The 20,800-nt window shown below is 67.7% G+C and carries 18 protein-coding genes; 7 read left to right on the top strand and 11 right to left on the bottom strand.

Features of this window, described 5'->3' with window-relative positions; translation table 11 throughout:
- Nucleotides 1-137: 137 nt before the first annotated feature.
- Both GH2_RS02080 and GH2_RS02075 read left to right on the top strand, forming a co-directional pair.
- Nucleotides 138-1,268 (top strand): pyridoxal-phosphate-dependent aminotransferase family protein, encoded by a 1,131-nt coding sequence (locus GH2_RS02080; protein ID WP_066162421.1) that lies wholly within the window; start codon nt 138-140, stop codon nt 1,266-1,268.
- Between the two features lie 409 nt (nt 1,269-1,677).
- Entirely contained in the window at nt 1,678-2,169 is a 492-nt protein-coding gene (locus GH2_RS02075; RefSeq protein WP_066162418.1) for a hypothetical protein, read from the top strand.
- Here GH2_RS02075 and GH2_RS02070 read toward each other — a convergent pair.
- Complete coding sequence (locus GH2_RS02070; protein WP_066162415.1) at nt 2,156-2,821, bottom strand: IMPACT family protein; 666 nt, start codon at nt 2,819-2,821, stop codon at nt 2,156-2,158. The genes GH2_RS02075 and GH2_RS02070 overlap by 14 nt on opposite strands.
- A gap of 130 nt (nt 2,822-2,951) precedes the next feature.
- On the opposite strand from GH2_RS02070, the gene GH2_RS02065 reads away from it, so the two are divergent.
- Entirely contained in the window at nt 2,952-4,490 is a 1,539-nt protein-coding gene (locus GH2_RS02065; RefSeq protein WP_066162412.1) for a hypothetical protein, read from the top strand.
- A gap of 169 nt (nt 4,491-4,659) precedes the next feature.
- Here GH2_RS02065 and GH2_RS02060 read toward each other — a convergent pair whose 3' ends face one another.
- The 7 genes from GH2_RS02060 to GH2_RS02030 are packed head-to-tail and all read right to left on the bottom strand — an operon-like array spanning nt 4,660 to nt 10,622.
- Entirely contained in the window at nt 4,660-5,382 is a 723-nt protein-coding gene (locus tag GH2_RS02060; RefSeq protein WP_066162409.1) for an SDR family oxidoreductase, read from the bottom strand.
- A complete protein-coding gene (gene paaZ, locus GH2_RS02055; RefSeq protein ID WP_066162406.1) occupies nt 5,379-6,947 on the bottom strand; it encodes a phenylacetic acid degradation bifunctional protein PaaZ in 1,569 nt (522 codons plus the stop codon). The genes GH2_RS02060 and paaZ overlap by 4 nt, the downstream gene beginning before the upstream one ends.
- Nucleotides 6,948-6,952: 5 nt before the next feature.
- Nucleotides 6,953-7,522, bottom strand: a complete 570-nt coding sequence (locus GH2_RS02050) for a gamma carbonic anhydrase family protein (protein WP_066162402.1) — start codon at nt 7,520-7,522, stop codon at nt 6,953-6,955.
- Nucleotides 7,519-8,277 carry an enoyl-CoA hydratase/isomerase family protein gene (locus GH2_RS02045; RefSeq protein WP_174545316.1) on the bottom strand — a complete coding sequence of 253 codons (759 nt, stop codon included), beginning with the start codon at nt 8,275-8,277 and terminating at the stop codon, nt 7,519-7,521. The genes GH2_RS02050 and GH2_RS02045 overlap by 4 nt, the downstream gene beginning before the upstream one ends.
- The gene (locus tag GH2_RS02040; protein ID WP_066162396.1) at nt 8,274-9,131 is read right to left on the bottom strand and encodes a 3-hydroxyacyl-CoA dehydrogenase family protein; all 858 of its coding nucleotides are present in this window, start codon (nt 9,129-9,131) and stop codon (nt 8,274-8,276) included. Before GH2_RS02040 ends, GH2_RS02045 begins: the two co-directional genes overlap by 4 nt.
- Nucleotides 9,124-10,017, bottom strand: coding sequence for an amidohydrolase family protein (locus GH2_RS02035; RefSeq protein ID WP_066162393.1), 894 nt, complete (start codon nt 10,015-10,017; stop codon nt 9,124-9,126). The genes GH2_RS02040 and GH2_RS02035 overlap by 8 nt, the downstream gene beginning before the upstream one ends.
- Entirely contained in the window at nt 10,014-10,622 is a 609-nt protein-coding gene (locus tag GH2_RS02030) for an acetate uptake transporter family protein (RefSeq protein ID WP_066162390.1), read from the bottom strand. Before GH2_RS02030 ends, GH2_RS02035 begins: the two co-directional genes overlap by 4 nt.
- Nucleotides 10,623-10,955: 333 nt before the next feature.
- Here GH2_RS02030 and boxB point away from each other — a divergent pair, with 333 nt between their 5' ends.
- Nucleotides 10,956-12,437, top strand: coding sequence for a benzoyl-CoA 2,3-epoxidase subunit BoxB (gene boxB / locus GH2_RS02025; RefSeq protein WP_218016444.1), 1,482 nt, complete (start codon nt 10,956-10,958; stop codon nt 12,435-12,437).
- Nucleotides 12,438-12,593: 156 nt separating this feature from the next.
- Here the strand turns inward: boxB and GH2_RS02020 are convergent, their stop codons facing one another.
- Both GH2_RS02020 and GH2_RS02015 read right to left on the bottom strand, forming a co-directional pair.
- Nucleotides 12,594-14,378 carry a sigma-54-dependent Fis family transcriptional regulator gene (locus GH2_RS02020; protein WP_169802410.1) on the bottom strand — a complete coding sequence of 595 codons (1,785 nt, stop codon included), beginning with the start codon at nt 14,376-14,378 and terminating at the stop codon, nt 12,594-12,596.
- Between the two features lie 100 nt (nt 14,379-14,478).
- A complete protein-coding gene (locus GH2_RS02015; RefSeq protein ID WP_066162385.1) occupies nt 14,479-16,053 on the bottom strand; it encodes a long-chain fatty acid--CoA ligase in 1,575 nt (524 codons plus the stop codon).
- A gap of 222 nt (nt 16,054-16,275) precedes the next feature.
- Here GH2_RS02015 and GH2_RS02010 point away from each other — a divergent pair, with 222 nt between their 5' ends.
- A complete protein-coding gene (locus tag GH2_RS02010; protein ID WP_066162382.1) occupies nt 16,276-17,175 on the top strand; it encodes an SMP-30/gluconolactonase/LRE family protein in 900 nt (299 codons plus the stop codon).
- 3 nt (nt 17,176-17,178) lie between these two features.
- Nucleotides 17,179-18,072, top strand: coding sequence for a crotonase/enoyl-CoA hydratase family protein (locus GH2_RS02005; RefSeq protein ID WP_066162379.1), 894 nt, complete (start codon nt 17,179-17,181; stop codon nt 18,070-18,072).
- Between the two features lie 99 nt (nt 18,073-18,171).
- Here GH2_RS02005 and GH2_RS02000 read toward each other — a convergent pair whose 3' ends face one another.
- Nucleotides 18,172-19,359, bottom strand: coding sequence for an acyl-CoA dehydrogenase family protein (locus GH2_RS02000; RefSeq protein ID WP_066162376.1), 1,188 nt, complete (start codon nt 19,357-19,359; stop codon nt 18,172-18,174).
- Between the two features lie 344 nt (nt 19,360-19,703).
- On the opposite strand from GH2_RS02000, the gene GH2_RS01995 reads away from it, so the two are divergent.
- Nucleotides 19,704-20,798, top strand: a complete 1,095-nt coding sequence (locus GH2_RS01995) for an alcohol dehydrogenase catalytic domain-containing protein (protein WP_066162373.1) — start codon at nt 19,704-19,706, stop codon at nt 20,796-20,798.
- Nucleotides 20,799-20,800 lie beyond the last annotated feature (2 nt).

Below are 20,800 nucleotides of genomic sequence, written 5' to 3'. Positions count from 1 at the left end.
GTCTGAATTCCGCTGCGATTACGTAACGCTTTTCAGGCACTGCTGGCCCGGCGATCCCGCTCGCCGCTCGTGGCCCGTCCGCTCGATTTCTGCGACCTTCTCCCGCGGCATCGCGGCACTTATGACAAGGTGTTCACGTGGCTCTTCCTCATGACGACATCGACCCCGACGGCCTGCTCGAATACTCGGTGGTCTTCACCGATCGCTCGCTGAATCACATGTCCCAGCGATTCGTCGGGGTCATGCAGGAACTCCTCGGAATTCTGCGTGACACCTACAACGCGACCAGCGTCGCGATCGTGCCGGGCGGCGGAACGTACGGCATGGAATCGGTGGCCCGCCAGTTGGCGACCGGACGTCGTGCGCTGGTCGTCCGCAACGGTCTGTTCTCGTACCGGTGGTCGCAGATCCTGGAGACCGGCGGCATCACCGATCAGGTGACCGTCTGCCTGGCCCGCCCCGCCAGTGACGCCCACCAGGCCGCGTGGTCGCCTGCGCCGATCGACGAGGTGGTGGCCGCCGTCCGCGAGCAGCGGCCGGAAGTCGTCTTCGCCCCGCACGTCGAGACCGCGTCCGGCATCGTGCTGCCCGACGACTACCTGAAGACTCTCGCCGACGCGGTTCACGAGGTCGGCGGCGTCTTCGTTCTCGACTGTGTGGCGTCCGGCGCCCTGTGGGTCGACATGGCCGCCGTCGACATCGACGTCCTGCTGACCGCCCCGCAGAAGGGATGGAGCGGTACGCCGTGCGCCGGCTACGTGATGTTCCGCGAGCGCGGTCGCACCGCCGTCCTGGAGTCCACCACCACCAGCTTCGCGCTCGACCTGCGCAAGTGGCTCTCGATCAGCGACTCGTACGTGGAGGGCAAAGCTCCCTACCACGCGACCATGCCGACCGACTCCCTCGCTCACAACGCCGAACTCATGCGCGAGACCATCGACCTCGGCCCCGAGGAACTGCGTCAACGCCAGCTGGACCTGGGCGCTCGGGTGCGCAAGCTGCTCGCCGCGCACGACATGCCGTCGGTCGCCGCCGAGGGCTTCGACGCCGCAACGGTCGTCGTCGCCTTCACCGACGACCCAGCCCGTCAGACGGGTGCCGCGTTCAAGGAGGCGGGACTGCAGATCGCAGCAGGCGTCCCGCTGCAGTGTGGCGAGGGCGACGACTACTCCTCGCTCCGCATCGGCCTCTTCGGTCTCGACAAACTGACCGACGTCGACGGCACCGTCGACCGCCTGTCCGCCGCGCTGGATCGCATCGGCAAATAGCGCCGCCGACCCCCTGATCGAGTGCCACCTGCGAGCACCGCACCCCTCCCCACGCTGATCGAGTGCCACCTGCGAGCGTAGCGAGCAAGTGGTGTATCGAGATCCCCGCGACACAGGCACCCCATCCCCGCACCGCATCCTCGACCCACGCCCAAGCGCAGCGCACCCCACACGCTGATCGAGTGCCACCTGCGAGCGCAGCGAGCAAGTGGTGTATCGAGATCGCCCGCCACAAACACCCAATCCAACCCGCCTCCTCGACCGAATTGAGAATAACGCGATGACCAGGCGAAATGTGTCACGCTCCACTATTCTCCGAACGCTCGAACGGGCGTAGCGTCAACAGGTGAGGACGGCCGTCCTCACTGTCACGAGGTTCGTGACCACTCGCGCATCTGGAGGATCTTCCATGAATACTCGCGCACTTCGTCTCTTCCCGGCCGCCGCCATCCTCGGTGCCGCAGTCCTCGGCGGCGCCGCCGTTCCCGCTCATGCCGCGACGCCGGCCGCGCTGACCATCGCGGGCGACCTCGAGATCGCGCCCGGCGTCCACCTGCTCAACATCGACGCGCACGGCGTCACCAGCCGCTCCGGCACCACCACCGGCACGTACACGGCCACGCTGATGAACGGCATGTCGAAGGTCCCGTTCCAGGTGACGGGCCCTGTCACGTGCATCGACACCCGGGGCGACTCGGCAGCGCTGGTCTATCCGATCTCCAAGACCGCGCCCAACCTCGTTCCCGCGGGCTTGGCCGACGCCTTCGCCGTCAAGATCTCGGTGCGCAAGGGCGATACCGATCGCGTCGGCGTGATGGGGCCCGCGCCGACGTCGTCGTTCCACGGATGCGCGCCGGCCGCGACGCCGTTCCGGTTCGACGGCGACATCATGATCGAGTGAGGTCCACCCACCGCACTCCGGCGTCGACGACGACGCCCGCACCCGCCGTCGCCGATGCGACCGCGATCTCCGCATCCGCCAGGGCGTTGGTCGCCATCAGCAGCGTCGCCTGCGCACCGTACTCGGTGCCGAGCACCTCGATCCCCCGGCCACGCAGGTCGGCTTCGACGCGGCCGGCGTCGGCGTGCGGCAGGTCGACCCGTGACAACACCCGCTGTTCGCGTCGGACCAGGGTCGCCGATTCGAGCGCCGCGGTGACCGCGTCACCGTAGGCGCGGGCCAGACCGCCGGCACCGAGCAGGGTGCCGCCGAACCAGCGCACCACCACGGCGGCGACGTCGCTGAGCTCGGCGCCCTGCAGTACGTCGAGCATCGGTGCGCCGCCGGTTCCGGAGGGCTCACCGTCGTCGTTGGTCCGGGTGGTCTCCCCGCGCGTTCCGAGGACGAAGGCCGAACAGTGGTGCCGGGCGTCGCGGTGCGCGCGCCGCAGTTCCGCGACCAGGGCCCGCGCCGACTCCTCGTCGTCGACCCGGCGGAGGACGGCCATGAACTTGGAGCGTTTGACCTCGATCGTTCCGACCACGTCCGAGCCCGCGGCCAGCGTCAGATACGACGGGACGCTGCCTTCGGACTCCGACACCGTTTTCACCATTCCGTCATTGTCTCAATCCGCGCGCACCGCCCGCGTCCAGCGTGCGGCGAATCCGACTTGTCAGACCCTCGTCGTATCGTTCACGGCATCGCATACACCCGGAATGTTCGCCAGGAGAGGATCGGTCGATATGGCAGACGCTCACCACTGCAGCAGCACGACGACTGCGGTGCCGGTGACCGCCGGTGCGCACCTCCCCGCGTCGTGCACCGTCACCCTCTCCTGCGAGGAATGCTCGGCGCCGCGACACGACGTCGTAATCGAGACCGATTGGACTGTCACGACACCGAGCACGCAGGAGCACTCCTGCCGAGCGGCCGGTGGCGACGCCGGACGGGCACGGCGGGCCTACCGCGCGCTCACCCGGCGTCCGGTGCCCGGTCTCACCGTGTTGTCGCCGCTCACCGACAGCGACTTCGACGACCGCTTCGCAGCGGTGGGCGGTCGCTCGCGAAATGCGGTCGACATTCTCACGACGCTCCTTCGACGGTTCGACATCCCCTCGCCTGCGCCCGCCGACTGCCCGATCGACGACCTCCCGCCGATGGCCGGTCTGACCGACGACGTCGTCGTTCCCGGGATTCTCGCCGCGCTGGTGCGCTCCGCGGACTTCGGTCGGTTGTGCGCGCGGATCGTCGCCAGTCCCGTGCCCGACCACCGCGAAGGCAGCGCCGTGCCGGGGAGCACCCGCTGGTCGCGCGACGACGATGCGCATGCAGACGGCTCGGAAGCCGATCGCACTGTGGCCTCCGAGTGGGCCCAGCCCCCACAATTCGGACGTGTCGGCGACCGCATTTTCCTGGTTTCCCTCATCGGCGGTCGCCGAGCGATCCGGGTCCGCCGCGGCAACCGCGTGATCACCGTGCCGATCGACGAGGCGGACGTCGATTCGCGCACGCCGGTCGACGTCGACGATCCGCTGTACCGACTGTCGGCCGCGATGGTCGAGGCCGTCGACCGTTCCGCCGCAGGCACCCCGCTGCGCCGAACCGAAGCGCTGCCGCGGCAACTGCATGAGTGCGGCGAATACTTCGAGGCGATGATCTGTCTCGTCTACGCCTACCCCGGTCGGCGACCGCCGTGGTCGGTTCGGATCTGCCTGATACTGGTCGGGTTGGCACTGCGCGGTGTGGTCCCACGGCACGATGCTCGCGGTGTCATCGACATCGTGAGCAGGCATCTGGTGGTCTCCGCACCGGAGCTCTACGGGCTCCCGCGGGAGTTCGCCGATCGGTGGACCATCGCTACCGGTCCTGCGCCGCAGCACGTCGACGTCGACGCCTTGGCTCAGCGCACCGACCTCTGGCTCCGGTCGATTCTGGCCGAGGCGGCGCCCATCGACGGGCCCGAACAGTTCCTGCACGCGGTGACCGTGACGCGCCGACCGCACGATCTGGTCTGCACCTGGGGCCCGGAGTCCACCGCGTTCCAGTACAGCCGCGTCGGCCACGAGGCGCCGATCTGGGAGGCGACCGCCGAACCGACCGCTCGGACCCGGCTGATTCAGGCGGCCTATCTGCTCGCATTCACCGATGTCACGGGTGTCGCGACCATCCTGCCGCCGGTCAGCGGCGACGCCACGAAACAGGCGGTGCGCTCGGCGTACGTCAGATCGATCTTCGACGTCCCCGCGCTCGCGCGGCTGACGAGCGTCCCGCTCCCGGCCTAATCGAGTGGTGCCCGCGCGCCCCGTGACCGACTCTGACTGAGCGTCCGCTCCCCTACCCTCGCGGCGCGGAATCGGTTGGGTGCCAGCGTTTGTCGCGAGGATCTCGATACACCACTTGCTCGCTACGCTCGCAGGTGGCACTCGATCAGCGTGGGGATAGCGTCGTCGCCTACCAGAGTCCGCCGGTCGCGTCGACGACCGTTCCGGTCACCCAGCGCGCCTGCTCCGACGCGAGGAAGGCGACGACGTCGGCGACGTCGGCGGGAGTGCCGAGTCGGCGCAGCGCGGGCATCGAGGCCATCGCCTCGATGGCCTTCTCGGCGGTGCTGTTGCGGAGCCGCTCGGTGTCGGTGGCGCCCGGGCGCACCACGTTGACGGTGATCCCGCGCTTGCCGAGTTCCTTGGCAGCGGCACGACTTCCGGCTTCGAGCCCGGCCTTCATCGCCGAATAGCTGACCTGTCTGCCGGGCGCCAGGTATGCCGCCGCCGACGACACCAGCACGATTCGGCCGCCGTCGACCACCCGACGGCCGGCGGCCGCGAGCGTCAGCAGCGCCGACCGCAGGTTGGTTGCGAAGTCGTCGTCGAGCGACGCCTCGGTGAGTTCGGTGACACGGGTGTAGTCCCACGCTCCGGCGCAGTGGACGACGGTGTGCACCGGCCCGAGCCGCTCGGCGGCGTCGAGCGCTTCGGCGACGCCGCTCTCGTGCCGGACGTCGGCGCCGCAGACCACCGCGCCGTCGCCGATCGAGGCGGCCACCGCTTCGGCGCGGTCCCGTCGATCGCGATACCCCACGACCACCGCGTGCTCGGCAGCGAGCCTGCGCGCCACGGCCGCGCCGATGCCGCCGCCACCGCCGATCACCAGCGCCGACGTCCCCGCTGCGGTCACTGAGCACCTCCGACGACCGCCGCGATCACGTCCGGTCCGCCCTGGACCGCCGTGCGCTGCAGATAGTGCTCGACGGCACGCAGCCCGCCCAGTTCCTCACCGCCGCCTGCGCGGCCGGGGCCGCCGTGGACTGCTTGCGCGACGGCGGCGCCGTGCCCGGTCGACTCGCCCGCGCTGTCGCGGTTCACCACCAGGATCCGCCCGTGCCACGGCGCCGCGGCCAGCACCACTTGGGCGGCGAACGCGTCGTCGTGCGTCACCAGACTGGCCGCGAGCGAACCGTTCCCGCGAGCGATCAGGGCCGCCAACTGCTCGGCCGACTGATACGGGATCAACGTCGCGACCGGGCCGAACGCCTCGATCTCATGGAGTTCTTCGCGGTTCGGATCGGTGGCGCGCAACAGGATCGGCGAGAGGAAGGCGCCCGCGGCGAAGTCGGCGCCTGCGGCGAAGTTGGCGGGCACCGATTCGGGATCGCCGAACACGGTGTCGGCAGCCTTCTGCAGCCGGGCGACGGCCTCGCGGACATCCGCACGCTGCCGCTGGTTGGCGAGCGCGCCCATCCGACTGGTCTCGTCGGCGGGCGGGCCCACCGTCACCTTCTGGAGCCGTGCGACGGCGGCGTCGGCCACCGCGTCGACCATCGCCGCAGGCACGAACGCACGACGGATCGCGGTGCACTTCTGCCCCGCCTTCTGCGTCATCTCGGTGACGAGTCCCTTGACGTACACCTCGAACTCGGGATCGTCCACGCTCACGTCCGGCCCGAGCACCGAGGAGTTCAACGAGTCCGCCTCAGCGGTGAAGCGCGCGCCCGACGCCACCACCGCAGGATGGGTCCGGAGCGTGGCGGCCGTCTGGTACGAGCCGGTCACGGCGAGGGAGTCCTGCGCGGTCAACTGCTCGACGAGTCCGTCGGGGCGCGCACACACCAACTGCAGCGCACCGTCGGGCAGCAGACCCGACTCGACCATCGCGCGCACCACCGTCTCAGTGAGATAGGCGGTGGCACTGGCGGGTTTCACCACGCTCGGCACGCCGGCGAGGAACGCGGGCGCGAACTTCTCGAGCATCCCCCACACCGGAAAGTTGAAGGCGTTGATCTGCACGGCCGCCCCGGTCCGCGGCGTCAGGATGTGCGCGACGCCGAAGGTGCCGCCCTTGCCGAGTGCCTCGAAGTCGCCGTCGGGCAGCACATTCGAGTCCGGGAGTTGCCGGCCGCCCTTGCTGCCGTAGACGAACAGTGCGTTGATGCCGCCGTCGACGTCGACCATCGCGTCGCGACGGGTGGCACCGGTCCGCAGGGAGACCTCGGTGAAAGCGGGGATCCGCTCGGACAGGTACTTGCCGAGCTGTTTGAGGATCGCGGCGCGCCCGGTGAAGGTCAGCTCACGGAGCGCGGGGCCGCCGACGGTGCGGGCATAGTCGAGCACGGGCGCGTAGTCGAGCGGCTGCGCCGAGATGCGGGTGATCGGCTCACCGGTGGCGGCGTCGACGAGGACGGTGCCCTCGTCGGTCGGCGCCACCCACTGGCCGCCGAGGTAGCTGCTGAGGATGTCGGTCATGGGAGTCACTTCGTTTCGGGATCGGGAGGGGTGATGTCGGAGCGGCAGTGCTCGAGCGGGACTTCGCGGAGCCCGCCGGGATAGCGGCGTCGTGCGGATTGGTACTCGCCGACGCCGTAGTCGATCCACGGCGTGCCGCCCTCGGTGATGCGGACGATCTTGGCGGGCACGCCGAGCGCCACGCCGCCGGGCGGAACCTCGAAGTCTTCGGTGATCAGCGCCTGTGCGCCCACTACGCCGCCGGTGCGGACCACGGCGCGGTTCAGCGTCACCGAGCCGGAGCCGATGAGGCAGCGGTCCTCCACGGTGCAGCCCTCCAGGTGGGTGTTGTGGCCCACCACGCAGTCGTCGCCGATCACCGTCGGCCACTCCTCGGTGGTGTGCAGCACGGTCCCGTCTTGGATGGAGGTTCGCTTGCCGACAGTGATGGAACCGAAATCGGCCCGCAGCACCGCATTCGGCCACACGCTGGCGTCCTCACCGATGGTGACGTCGCCGATCAGGACCGCGTCGGGATGCACGTACGCCGTCGGATGGATCGTTGGGGCCACTCCGTCGAGTGAGTAGCAGGTCATCGTGCGCTCCGGGCGGCTCGCCGGTCCAGGAAGTCGGTCATCCGCGCGATCTTCTCGTCGTCCTCGAAGAGCATCGCCTGAATCGCGAGCTCGATCTGCGGGTGTGCGCCCTCGCCCGCGTCGACCGCCAGCTTGGTCATCCGCAGCGCGAGTTGCGAACTGCGGCCCATCTTCTCGGCGACGCCGCGGGCGGCCGCGACCAGTTCGGTGGGGTCGACGACCGACTGCACCAGACCGAAGCGCAGCGCCTGATCGGCGTCGAGCCACTCCCCCGCCAGCAGCACCTGCTTGGCGACCGATTCGCCGAGGAGCCGGACCAAGCGGAAGGTGGCGCCGGCGCCCGCGATGATGCCGAGGCCGGGCTCGGGCTGGCCGAAGACGGTGCGCGGTGTGGCGAGACGGACGTCGCAGGCGTACGAGAGTTCCGCTCCGCCGCCGAGCGCATAGCCGTCGATCGCGGCGACGGTCGGCAGCGGCAGGGCGCGGATCCGCTCGAACAGGGTGACGTTGATGCCTGCCAGTCCGTCGTCGCGGTTGCGGTCGCGCAGCTGCGCGATGTCGGCGCCGCCCGCGAACACGCCGTCGGCGCCGCCGGTGAGGATCATGATCTGCGGCGTCCGCTCCAGGATCGCGCACACGCGGTGCAGCTCGTCGATCATCTGCGCGTCGATCGCGTTCTTGGTGTCGGACCGGTTCAGCGTCACCTCCACGTGGTCACGCGAATCGTCGAAGAGCAGGGTCTCGAAGTCGCTCACTTCTCGCTCCAGTCGAAGAAGCCGCGGCCGGACTTCTGGCCGAGATCGCCGCGCTCCACCATCTCCCGCATCAGCTGCGGCGGCGCGAAGCGCGGTCCGAGGCTCTCGCTGAGCTGCGTCGCGATGTGGAAGCGGACGTCCACGCCGACCAGGTCAGTCAACCGCAGCGGGCCCATCGGGTGACGGTAGCCGAGGACCATGGCGCGGTCGATGTCCTCGGCGGAGGCCACACCGTCCTCCACCATCCGGATCGCTTCCAGACCGAGCGCGACGCCGAGGCGGCTGGTGGCGAAGCCCGGCACGTCGCGCACCAGGATCGTCTCCTTCTCGATCTGCGCGCCCAGCGTCTGGGCGGCCGTCACGGTCTCGGTCGACGTGGCGTCGCCGGCGATCAGTTCCAGCAGCGGCATGGCCCAGACCGGGTTGAAGAAGTGCATGCCGATGAAGCGGTCGGGCCGCTCCAGCGCTTCGGCGAGCAGACCGATCGCGAGTGCACTGGTGTTGGAGCCGATCAGCTTCGGCGCCCGTGCCTCGATCTTCGTCAGGACCGCGTGCTTCAGTTCGACGATCTCCGGCACCGCTTCCACCACCAGGTCGAGTCCGGTGGCGAGGTCGTCGATGTCGGCGACCACCTGCAGCGTGTCGGCCACGTGCGCGGCGAGGTCTGAGGTGAGCTTGCCGCGCGCGACGGACTTCTCCGCGCGGTCGACGATCTGCTGGCGCAAGCTCGCTCGACGCGGCTCGTCGGGCTCGACGATCGTGACAGCGGACCCGGCTGCGGCGAAGACGTAGGCGATGCCGATGCCCATGGTTCCGCCGCCGACGACGCCGATCGCTCCGGACGACTCAGTCATCAGGGGTCTCTCTTCCGGTAGTGGTGAGTTCGATGCCTGCACGCGGGAAGAGGCGTGCGGCGTTGCCTGCGACGACAGTGCGCAGGGTGACTTCGTCGAGCCCGAGGGCCGCGAGCGCGCGGACGTTGGTGGACGCGCCGGGCACCCCGGGCCAGTCGGTGCCGAACAGCATCTTCGGTGCGATCCGACTCAGCGTCCGAGCGCCGTAGTAGTCGGGCAGTTTCTTGGGCGGCAGGCCTGCGAGGTCGATCCAGACGTTCGGCTTGGCCTGGACCAGGAACGCGGCGGCCTCGTACCACCAGCCGCGTCCGCCGTGCGCGAAGATCACGTTCAGTTCCGGGAAGCAGTCGATCGCGTCCAGGTACAGCTCGGGGTTGCCGTACTTGTTGCGCGAGCCCGGAAAACTCGACGTGCCGGAGTGGTAGATCACCGGCAGCCCCAGTTCCACGCATTTGGCGTAGACGGGGAACAGTTCGCGGTCGCCGGGGTCGAAGCCCGCGTGGACCGGATGCAGTTTCAGTGCCACCGCACCCAGGTCCACTTGTCGCTGCAGCTCCCCGACCAGCGGAAAGTGCAGGTGCGGGTTGATGTTCGCGACCGGATGGAAGCGCTGCGGATTGTGCTCCACCAGCGGAAGGAGGTCGTCGAACCGTTGGATACCGGTGGCGCGCGGGCTGTACTCGCTGAAGAGCATCACGTGGTCGACGCCCTGTTCGGCGAACAGCGCGTCGAACGCGGCGGGTTCCGGGTCGCCGTTCTCGCGGTAGGCGCTGCGCCAATCGTGGTCGCGCGAGAACTCGTCGGCCCAGTCCAGCCATGCCGGCCGCAGCGTGGAGAGCCGCGGCGCGTGCACGTGAACGTCGACGACGGTACGCCCGTCGATCATGCGAAGACACCTCCCGCGACGGGCTCGGTGGCGGTGCGCTCCTCGGGCGCGGGCTGCGGCTCGACGGCGTGCATCAGACGCTCGTAGGCGAGGTAGTAGATCGGCAGTGCCGAGAGGAAGGCCAGCCAGCCGACGAGCGGGTTCAGCGACGCGTTCTCGGTGACCAGTGACAGACCGAGCACCACTTCGAGGGCGATCAGGAAGACGAACGCGGAGATGATGGCGACGTTGCGCATCTTGATGGCCGGGATGACGAGGAACAGTGACGGGATCACCAGGGCGAACGACCACCAGCCGCGGGCGCTAGTGCTGCCGAGTTCGCTGACCGAGAGGACGTGGAAGCCGATGAGCCAGAGACCGTACGTCAGCAGCAGGTTGCCGAGGTAGTTGTCGCGCCGGAGGATCGCGATGATGCCGCCGAGGGTCTGTCCGATGCCGCCGACCAGGAGGCCGAAGACGAGGGCGCCCTTCGCGTCGTGGTCGAGGACCTCGGCGACGAAGACCCACGACAGGGCGAGGCCGAAGGTGAACAGGGCGGCGCCGCCGGGGTCGCCGATGATGTGCGCCAGTCCGGGATGTTCGCGCTGAGCGGTCTGAGCTGACATATGTGCTCCTAGTGGTGCATTCGGGTGGTGATGCCGATGGAGGGCTGAACGTCGGGGGCTGATGTCCGAATCGAGGTGATGTGCACCACGGATCGAACTCCGAGCGAATATCACTCTACATTATGATCGTCGTACGTAAAGTATTCGTAGCAAATGGCTGCCATACTGCCGATTTCTCGCAGCCGCCGAAGAGGAAGTGCGACGACTCCGCGATCTTCTTCAACAATGTTCTACATTGATCTAGACGTCACGCAGTATTTATGTAGAATGAAATTCAGCGTCGCACTCAGCCTTCGCGACACGTCATCGAACACACCGAACGAGGAGACCAGCGTGACCGTTCAGAACGACCGCATCGGCCAAGCTCCGACGCCCACCGGCACCTTGAGCCCGATCGACTACACCGAGCGCATCCCCAACAACGTCGACCTCGCGAGCGACCGCCGCCTCCAGCGCGCGCTCGAGCGTTGGCAGCCGAAGTTCCTCGACTGGTGGAAGAACCTCGGCCCGCAGCTGCCCACCAAGGACGTCTACCTGCGCACCGCTGTCGCGGTCGGCCGCGACGGCTGGGCGCACTTCGACTTCGTCCCCATGGAGGAGTACCGCTGGGGCATCTTCCTCGCCGAAGCCAAGGAAGACCGCACCATCAACTTCGGCAAGCACAAGGGTGAGCCCGCCTGGCAGGAAGTCCCCGGCGAGTACCGCGCCGAGCTGATGCGGCTGATCACCGTTCAGGGCGACACCGAGCCCGCCTCCGTCGAACAGCAGCGCATCCTCGGCATGACCGCGCCGAGTCTCTACGACCTCCGCAACCTGTTCCAGGTCAACGTCGAGGAGGGCCGTCACCTGTGGGCGATGGTGTACCTGCTTCAGGCGTACTTCGGCCGCGAGGGCCGCGAAGAGGCCGAGCAGCTCCTCAAGCGCAACTCGGGCGACATGGATGCGCCCCGCATCCTCGGCGCCTTCAACGAGGAGACCACCGACTGGCTGCAGTTCTTCATGTTCACGTACTTCACCGACCGTGACGGCAAGTACCAGCTCGGCACCCTCAAGGAGTCGGCGTTCGACCCGCTGGCCCGCACCTGCGAGTTCATGCTCAAGGAAGAGGCCCACCACATGTTCGTCGGCACCACCGGCGTGCAGCGGGTGGTGGAGCGCACCGCCGAGCTGATCAAGGAGCACGGCACGCACGACATCTGGGAGTTCGGCGGCATCCCCATTGAGGTGATCCAGCAGTACCTGAACTTCCAGTACTCGGTGTCGATGGACCTGTTCGGTTCCGAGCAGTCCACCAACGTGGCCGCCTACTACACCGGCGGGCTCAAGGGCCGCTGGCAGGAGACGCGCCGCAAGGACGACCACGAGCTCACCGACAGCGATTACACCGTCCGTCTCATCGAGGACGGGAAGATCGTCGAGAAGCAGGTGCCGTACCTCACCGCACTGAACCTGGACCTGCGCGACGAGTACACCGCCGACTGCGAGAACGGCGTCCGCCGCTGGAACCAGGCTCTCGAAGACGCAGGCCTCGACGAGCGCCTGAGCCTGCCCCACGAGGGCTTCAACCGCCAGGTGGGCAATTACTCGGGCCACCACGTGAGCCCCGACGGCCGCATCCTCTCCGACGAGGAGTGGGAGGCAGGTGTCGGCTCGTGGCTGCCGTCGGACGAGACCCGCAAGAAGGTCGCCGCGCTCATGGTCCCGGTGTACGAGCCGGGCGAGTTCGCCGGCTGGATCGCCGCCCCGCAGACCGGCATCAACGACATGCCCGTCGAGTTCGACTACGTCCGCCTCGCCGAAGAGGGTCTCGCCTGACCGCGGCCCCACCGGCACAGCTGCATATCAAGATTCGCGTCCCCTACAGCACCCGCCGAGGGCAAATCGCCCTCGGCGACCGCTGTGGGGGACGCGAATTTCGGTAGTCGTCAGACTGCGGATGAGTGGTGCGTCTCGAATGCTCCCGCCGACGTCTCAGCCCGCGTACCGGTGATTCTCCAGACCGAGTGCACGGATCTTGCGATACAGGGTCGAGCGCGCGATGCCGAGGCGATCGGCGGCCAGCGATTTGTTGCCGACACTCTCCTCGAGGGCTCGCATGATCGCCTCGCGTTCACCCCGCTCCAGCGGCGTCATCGTACGTCCGGGGGCGATGCTCCGATACTCGTCCGGCAGATCTTCCAGTCTGATGTCGAAACCCATCGAACTGATCAACGCCGTGCCGAGTAGCGCGTCGAGTTCACGGATGTTCCCCGGCCAGTCGTGCGCCACGAGGACACGATGCGTCGCCGGCTGCAGGTGCGGCACCGCACGACCGTGCACACGTCGCGTGAGGAGCTCGCGAACCAGATCTCCGAGATCCTCTGTCCGTTCACGCAGCGGCGCGACCCGAATACGCCGACCGAAGTAGTCGGCCAGTCCATCGTCCTTGCGACCCAGACCCGCCAGGGCCGCGGTCGCGACCAGCGCGGCGGATTCCCGGTCCGCAATGTCCAGCAGGCTACGCACTGCACTCGCCAGGCCCGCAGGCACCTCGTCGAGGTGCTTGATGATCACGCCGACTCCCGAACTGAGACGCTCGCCGAGTCGCTCGACCCGCTGCTGAGTCAAGGCGGGACCATCCACGGTCACCACATCCGCGTCGCGACCCCAGCCGTGCTGGATGAGATCGGCCACGAACGCCTTGCCGCTTCCGCGGTCGCCGCTGATCAGCACCGGTCCGACGGTCGCCGACACGTCGTCGATCTGTCGCCGCAAGCGTTCCGTCGCCGGACTCCGGCCCGCAAGTCGCGGCAGATCCGCCGAGATCGACGACGCCGGCTTGCGGGCCGACGACGACACCAGCGGCACCGCGGGTGCGGTCGGGATCGGTCGGCACTCCACGACGACGTTCAGCGGTTCGCTCGGTGCGCTCACTCGCCGCGCTCGCACGGCGACCTGCGCCCCGCCGGACAGGCGCACGGCGCCCACCCAATCCTCACGTCCGACGAGGCGTTCGCTGACCCATTCCCAGAGCATCATCTGATCAGTCGAGTCGATCAGCCTGGAGGCGACAGGCGTGGCGATGACGGTATCCGGGGTCATCGCGACAACAGCTTGATGACCCCGGCGCTTGCTGCGCATGTACTCCCGCAACACCCGCTGTTCAGTGATGCTCGATTCCTCGAACAACCGGGCCTCGATGTCACGGACCGCCGCACGGATCAGCGGCCCCATCAGATCGCTGACGTCCTCCATCTTGCAGGTGATGTCGAGGACTCCTGCCACCGTTCTCGACGCCGGATCGACGATGGGTGATCCCGCGCAGGCCAGCGGCTGCAGAGCCTCGAGCATGTGCTCAGGACCGCGAACTCGGAAGATCGTGCGCTCTTCGAGTGCGGTGCCGATACCGTTGGTGCCCGCGAACTGCTCGGCGAACCGGAAACCCGGCGCCACCTGCGCGCGGTCGAGCCAGGTGAGCAACGGAACCTGCCCAGTACGACGATCGACGATGGTCGCATCCTGGTCGGCCAGCAGCACCGTGACGGGGGCATCACTGAGGTCCTGCGCCAGACGGTCGAGCACCGGTGCCGCAGCGCGAGTCAGTTTCGTGTCGATCGGCGTCTCCTGCAGATACGCGAGGTCGGAATCGCCGGCCTCCACGCCGATGGCCTGGCACCGGCGCCACGATTGTTCGATCTCCGGACGGAACTGACCGAACACATCCGCGGCCGAGCCCTCTCGTTCGCGCCGCCGGTAAGCATCACCAGAACCTGGCATCGACACCACCTTCGCATGAATCACAGTCATACAAATTATGTAACCTGCATCATAGTCGTGCGGGGTGTCCCATAATGCAACAGTCGACGGCCGTCACCGGTCAGGCGTCGCGCCACTCCCGCCGCATGCGCACTTTGTCGAGCTTGCCGACCGAGGTCCGCGGAATCGCCTCGACGCGCACGAACGCGTCCGGTGTCCAGAACTTGGGCACCCGGGCGGCCAGATAGTCACGCAACTCCTCGTCGCCCACCTCCGACGACACCTGGACCCACGCGACCGGACGCTCCTGCCACGTCTCGTGCGGAACCGCGATGACCGCCGCATCCAGGACCGCGGGATGCAGTGTCAAGGCGTTCTCCAGGTCGACCGACGAGATCCACTCACCACCGCTCTTGATCAGGTCCTTGGCACGATCTCGAATCTGCACCTGCCCGCCGGGGTCGACGGTGGCGACGTCGCCGGACTTGAGCCACCCGTCGTCGAACGATTCCGCCGACCGCTCATCGTGGAGGTAGGTGCCCGTCACCCACGGGGACCTGACCTGCAGTTCACCGGACGCTTCGCCGTCCCAGGACACCGCCTGCCCCTCGTCGTCGACGATGCGGATCTCGAACAGCGGCAGCGGACGCCCCTGACTGTCAGCCGTGTGCGAGAACGTCCCCATCGGCGACGTCTCGGTCATCCCCCAGCCGTTGACGCTGACCGCGCCCCTCTCGGCCCACCATTTCACCAGACCGGCAGGCGGCACCTGCCCGCCGAGCCACAGCGTGGTCAGCGAACTCAGGTCGTACTGTTCGGGATCGGCTTCATAACGCTCGCGCATCAGCGCGACCACCGCCGGCGCACCGACGAACACGTCGGGTGCCTGTTCGGTGACGATCCGCAGGTACTCGTCCGGCGACGGATGCGGCCCCGGCAGGATCAACCGCGCGCCCTGCAGCGGACCCGCGTACGGGACACCCCAACTGAGGACATGCGACATCTGCGTTCCCAGCAGATACGCCTTCGAGCCATCGACGGCGACGCCTCCCGCAGCGATGATCGCCATCGCGTGCAGCACGATGCTGCGGTGGCTGTAGACCACCCCCTTCGGCAGCCCGGTGGTGCCGGAGGTGAAACAGATCGCGGCAGCGGTGGTCTCGTCGAACTCCGGGAACTCGGCGAGCGGCTCGCTGTCCCGGACCAACTCATCGAACCACCACACGGTCACCGACTCGGGGAGGCCCGAACCCTCGTCCCGCACCGCCCCGTCGCCGAGTATCACGACGTGGCGCAGCAGCGGGATCTCACTCATCACCGGTGCGACCAACGGCAGCAGGTCGGCGTCGACCAGCAGTACCTCGTCCTGCGCCTTCTGCATCGTGTACGCGATGTGCTCCGGCGACATCCGGTGATTCACCGTGTGCAGGATCGCGCCGATCCCGGGAACTGCGTAATACGCCGCCAGGTGCCGCAGCGTGTTCCACGCCAGCGACGCCACCCGCGTGCCGGACTCCACCCCCAGACCCTGCAGTGCCCCGCCGAGGCGCCGGGCCTGCACCCCCAGTTCGCGGTAGGTGAAGTCGACGTCGACGTCGCCGTCGCAGCTGACGTTCACACGCTCGGGAAACACGTTCTCGGCCCGCCAGAGCAAAGAGCTGACGAGCAGTGGCCGGTCCATCATCGTGGCGAGCATTTCGAGTACCTCCAGATCGGTTGACGACACCGAGTGTCGGCCAACACATCCGATGCGGAACGTCCCAATTCGCAACAGTCGTGGTCGAGCACTCGCGTCGAGCCGTGCCACGCCTGTTGCGAAATGAGACACCCACGACGCTGTGATCCCGCCGACACTGATGCACACAGTTCGACACGATCACTGCCGCCCGCCGGCGGCGCCACCAGAAAGAGGAACGCCATGTCTGATCGCGAAATCACCCAGGTAGCAGGGAACTTCACGTACACGGAGGGCCCGCGCTGGCACGACGACCACCTGTACTTCGTGGACTTCTACACCTACTCGGTCAATCGTGTGGAGAACGACGGCTCAGTCACCACCGTGGCCACCGTCCCGAACCAGCCGTCCGGTCTCGGGTGGCTGCCCGACGGCCGCATGCTCGTGGTCTCGATGAAGGACCGCAAGGTGCTCCGCCAGGAGGCCGACGGCTCGCTGGTGGAGCACGCGGACATCTCCGCGCACTGCAATGGCCACGCGAACGACATGGTGGTCGCCGAGAACGGCCAGGCGTACGTCGGCGAGTTCGGCTTCGACCTCATGGGCGGCGCCGACCACGAGTTCGGCAACGTGGTTCTCGTCAATGTCGACGGGTCGTCGCAGGTCGCAGCGTCGGGGCTGTCGTTCCCGAACGGCATGTCCATCTCCCCGGACGGCACAACCCTGTACGTGAACGAACTGTTCGGCAACCGTGTCTCGCAGTTCCCGATCCACGACGACGGCACGTTGGGAGAGCGCAGCGACTTCGCGTCGTTCGGCGATCTCGGTGATGAGCCGAGCGTGGAGAAGCGACTGGGCGCGTCGAGCATCGCGCCCGACGGACAGACCCTCGACGCCGAGGGCGCCGTGTGGGTCGCCGACTGCGTCAACCAGCGTGCGCTACGCCTCGGTTCGGGCGGCACCATCCTCGACGAGGTGAGCACCGCACCGCTCGGGATCTTCGCGGTGGGCCTCGGCGGCAGCGACGGACGCACCCTGTTCATGTCCGTGGCGCCCGACTTCGACGAGGCCAAGCGCTCCGCCGCCCGCGAGGCATCGGTCTTGTCCACCACGGTCGACGTGCCGCACGCCGGTCGCCCCTGACCCATGACCGCCTTCACCACGATCCGGCACGAGGTCCAGGACGGGATTCTCACCCTGTACCTCGACCGGCCGGACCAACTCAACGCATTCACCGTCCAGATGGCCGACGAACTGGAGCAGACGTTCGTCGAGGTCAACCACGACGACTCCGTCCACGCAATCATCGTCACCGGCGAGGGCCGCGCATTCTGCGCGGGCATGGACCTCTCGAGTGACGGCAACGTGTTCGGACTCGACGAGTCGCAGACTCCGACGCTCGCCGACATGCAGGATCTCGACGACCCCCGTCTGGCGCGGATCCGCGACACCGGCGGCCGCGTGACGCTCGCGATCAACGCCTGCCGCAAACCGGTGATCGCGGCCATCAACGGCGCCGCGGTCGGCATCGGAGCGACGATGACGCTCGCGATGGATGCCCGCCTGATGTCGAGCAAGGCCCGGTTCGGCCTGGTCTTCGGCCGGCTCGGGATTGTTCCCGAGGCGTGCTCGACGTGGTTTCTGCCTCGGCTCGTCGGGATGCCCGCCGCATTGGACCTGGTCTATCGCGCCGACATCCTCGACGCCGAGGCCGCCCGCGAGGTCGGGCTGGCCCAGGCCGTCCACGCACCAGACGATCTGCTGGCCGAGGCCAGGAGCCTGGCCGACGCGTGGACGGCGGGACGTTCGGCGGTGTCCGTGGCATTGATGCGTCAGATGCTCTATCGCAATGCTGCTACTGAGCACCCGGTCGAGGCGCATCGAGTGGATTCGCTGGCGATGTTCTACACGAGCATCGGCGACGGTCACGAAGGCGTGGCCGCCTTCCTCGACAAGCGCGACCCGGCATTCACCGCCGGAGCGTCGCAGATGCCGCCGTTCTATGCGGAATGGACTGGAAGATCCGACATCCCCAGCTGATCACGCGCAAACGCTGTGAGCGTCGACGTTCGCCCAGACTCTGAGTCTGGGCGAACGTCGACGCTCAGGGCGTTTGTCGTCCGTGCTCGACGCCCTCACTCACCGGAACGCGGATTCGCCGGTCAGCGCACGGCCGATCTGCAACTGATGAACCTCCGACGTCCCCTCATACGTCAGAACAGACTCCAGATTGTTGGCGTGCCGGATCACCGGGTACTCCAACGTGATGCCGTTGGCACCGAGAATCGTCCGGCACTCACGAGCGATCTTGATCGCCTCACGCGTGTTGTTCAACTTGCCCAAACTCACCTGAGCCGGCTCCACCTCACCGGCATCCTTACGACGACCCAACTGATATGCCAGCAGGTGGCCCTTGCCCACCTCCAACGCCATATCGGCCAGCTTGGCCTGCGTCAGCTGATACGACGCCAACGGCTTATCGAACACCAACCGCGTCGCCGCATAATCCACCGCCGTCTCCAAACAATCACGCGCCGCGCCGATCGCACCGAAGATGATGCCGAACCGCGCCTCGTTCAAACAGCTCAACGGCCCACGCAGCCCCGCCGCCTTCGGCAGCATCGCCGACTCCGGCAGCCGCACATCCTGCAACACCAACTCCGAGGTCACCGACGCCCGCAACGACATCTTGGCGTGAATCTCCGGCGCCGAGAACCCCGGCGTATCCGTCGGAACCACGAACCCGCGAATCCCGCGCGCCCCCTCCTCCAGATCGGTGTTGGCCCACACCACCGCCACATCGGCCACCGAACCGTTGGTGATCCACATCTTGGCGCCGTTCAGAATCCAGTCGCCGCCGTCGCGCACCGCCCGGGTCCGCATCCCGCCCGGATCCGAACCGAAGTCGGGCTCGGTCAGACCGAAACAGCCGATCGCCTCCCCCGCCGCCATCCGCGGCAACCACTCCTGCTTCTGCTCCTCGCTACCCCAGTGATGGATCGCGAACATCGCCAACGACCCCTGCACCGACACCAACGAACGAATACCGGAATCGATCGCCTCCAACTCCAGACACGCCAGCCCGTAGTCGACCGCGCTCATCCCCGCACAGCCGTACCCCTCCAGATGCATCCCCAGCACACCCAGCCCACCGAGCTGCTTGGCCAACTCCTTCGCCGGAATCCGCGCCTCCTCAAACCACTCCGCAACATGCGGACGGATCTTCTCCTCACCGAACTTGCGAACAGTGTCACGAATCTGCCGCTCCTCATCAGTGAGGAGCGAATCGAGCGCAAAGAGCTCGGTAACGGTACGGGCGTCGGCCATGGGATCTTCTCCTGAGTGTGACGGAACATGAGACTACGAAGGACACGATCGCAATTCGATATGCAATCGATTGCATTTTCGTGGAAGGAATGTAGCGAGAGCACCCACTACCGGTCAATCCCCCGTTTCAAAACGGGACACCCGCCGCAACCGACTCAACGCAGGCGCTCACGGAATCACTGCCGTCCAGGTGTCGCAAAAGAGGACACTCCCGCCGGGCAGGCGCCACCTAGCTTGAGTGCATGTCTGGTCCCGGAAGTGCCGTCGGCGCTCGCGGACCGTCCCGACATCGATTCGGTCGCGGCATGCCCGGCCGGTCACCTGGAATGAAAGGACGAATATCGATGGTGAAAGCCGCTCTACTCCGCGAGCAGGGAGGCCCGCTCGAACTGTGCGAGATCGAGCTGCCCGCTCCCGGCCCCCGACAGGTTCGGATCCGCATCAGCGCGGCAGGCGTCTGCCATTCCGATCTCTCCCTCGCCAATGGCACGCTCACGCAACCGGTGCCTGCGGTCCTCGGTCATGAGGGCGCCGGTGTGGTGGTCGAGATCGGCAGCGAGGTGACCCGTGTCGCCGTGGGCGACAAAGTGGTGCTGAACTGGTCGCCGGCCTGCGGCGAATGCTGGTTCTGCGACCGCGATGAGCCGTACCTGTGCGAGGGTTCCGTCGCCTCGGAGGCGTCGGCCCAGCCGTATGCGACTCTGGCCGACGGGACGCCGGTCTATGCGGGCTTGGGCACCGGCGCCTTCGCCGAGGAGACCGTCGTCGACGAGCGCGCCGCCGTCAAGGTCCCCGACCAGACCGACCTGTCCGACGTCGCCGTCATGGGGTGCGCCGTACTCACCGGAGCAGGCGCCGTGTTCCACACCGCCGACGTGCAACCGGGCCAGTCGGTGGTCATCATCGGCCTCGGCGGCATCGGGCTGTCCGTCGCACAGGCGGCACGCGTCGCCGGCGCGCACCCGATCATCGGCGTCGACATGTCGGAGGAGAAGGGGAAGGTCGCGGCCGAGCACGGCGTGACCGACTTCGTACCCTCAGGCCCCGACGCCGCGCGCGCCATCCGGAAGCTGACCGGAGGCCGTGGCGCCGACCATGCTTTCGACTGCGTGGGCGGTGCGGTCACGACGCGCTCGGCATGGTCGTCGACCCGTCGCGGCGGCGTGGTGACCGTCGTCGGCGTCGGCAGTAAGGACAGCAAGGTCGAGTTCAGCGCGTTGGAACTGTACTGGTTCGGCCGTACCCTCCACGGCTGCATCTACGGCCGTAGCAATCCCGACGTCGACGTCCCCCACCTCCTCGAACTCGCAGCGCAGGGCGAGATGGACATCGCCGCGCTGCGCACCGCGATCACCGATCTCGCCGGCATCGACAAGGCCTTCGACGACATGCGCGAAGGCCGCGGCATCCGGACCGTCGTCTCACTCGAGCAAGGATAATC

Source organism: Gordonia hydrophobica NBRC 16057, from assembly GCF_001592365.1.
Lineage (GTDB): Bacteria > Actinomycetota > Actinomycetes > Mycobacteriales > Mycobacteriaceae > Gordonia > Gordonia hydrophobica.
Note: the sequence above shows the minus strand (reverse complement) of the source record. Positions and strands in the feature narration are given on the sequence as shown.

Excerpts from the sequence above, each read along its gene's own strand:
- GH2_RS02040 (WP_066162396.1), bottom strand. The coding sequence starts at position 9,131 with ATGACTGAGTCGTCCGGAGCGATCGGCGTCGTCGGCGGCGGAACCATG.
- GH2_RS02010 (WP_066162382.1), top strand. The coding sequence starts at position 16,276 with ATGTCTGATCGCGAAATCACCCAGGTAGCAGGGAACTTCACGTACACG.
- GH2_RS02035 (WP_066162393.1), bottom strand. The coding sequence starts at position 10,017 with ATGATCGACGGGCGTACCGTCGTCGACGTTCACGTGCACGCGCCGCGG.
- GH2_RS02075 (WP_066162418.1), top strand. The coding sequence starts at position 1,678 with ATGAATACTCGCGCACTTCGTCTCTTCCCGGCCGCCGCCATCCTCGGT.
- GH2_RS02005 (WP_066162379.1), top strand. The coding sequence starts at position 17,179 with ATGACCGCCTTCACCACGATCCGGCACGAGGTCCAGGACGGGATTCTC.
- GH2_RS02000 (WP_066162376.1), bottom strand. The coding sequence starts at position 19,359 with ATGGCCGACGCCCGTACCGTTACCGAGCTCTTTGCGCTCGATTCGCTC.
- GH2_RS02070 (WP_066162415.1), bottom strand. The coding sequence starts at position 2,821 with ATGGTGAAAACGGTGTCGGAGTCCGAAGGCAGCGTCCCGTCGTATCTG.
- GH2_RS02030 (WP_066162390.1), bottom strand. The coding sequence starts at position 10,622 with ATGTCAGCTCAGACCGCTCAGCGCGAACATCCCGGACTGGCGCACATC.
- GH2_RS02065 (WP_066162412.1), top strand. The coding sequence starts at position 2,952 with ATGGCAGACGCTCACCACTGCAGCAGCACGACGACTGCGGTGCCGGTG.
- paaZ (WP_066162406.1), bottom strand. The coding sequence starts at position 6,947 with ATGACCGACATCCTCAGCAGCTACCTCGGCGGCCAGTGGGTGGCGCCG.
- GH2_RS02020 (WP_169802410.1), bottom strand. The coding sequence starts at position 14,378 with ATGCCAGGTTCTGGTGATGCTTACCGGCGGCGCGAACGAGAGGGCTCG.
- GH2_RS01995 (WP_066162373.1), top strand. The coding sequence starts at position 19,704 with ATGGTGAAAGCCGCTCTACTCCGCGAGCAGGGAGGCCCGCTCGAACTG.
- GH2_RS02015 (WP_066162385.1), bottom strand. The coding sequence starts at position 16,053 with ATGCTCGCCACGATGATGGACCGGCCACTGCTCGTCAGCTCTTTGCTC.
- GH2_RS02050 (WP_066162402.1), bottom strand. The coding sequence starts at position 7,522 with ATGACCTGCTACTCACTCGACGGAGTGGCCCCAACGATCCATCCGACG.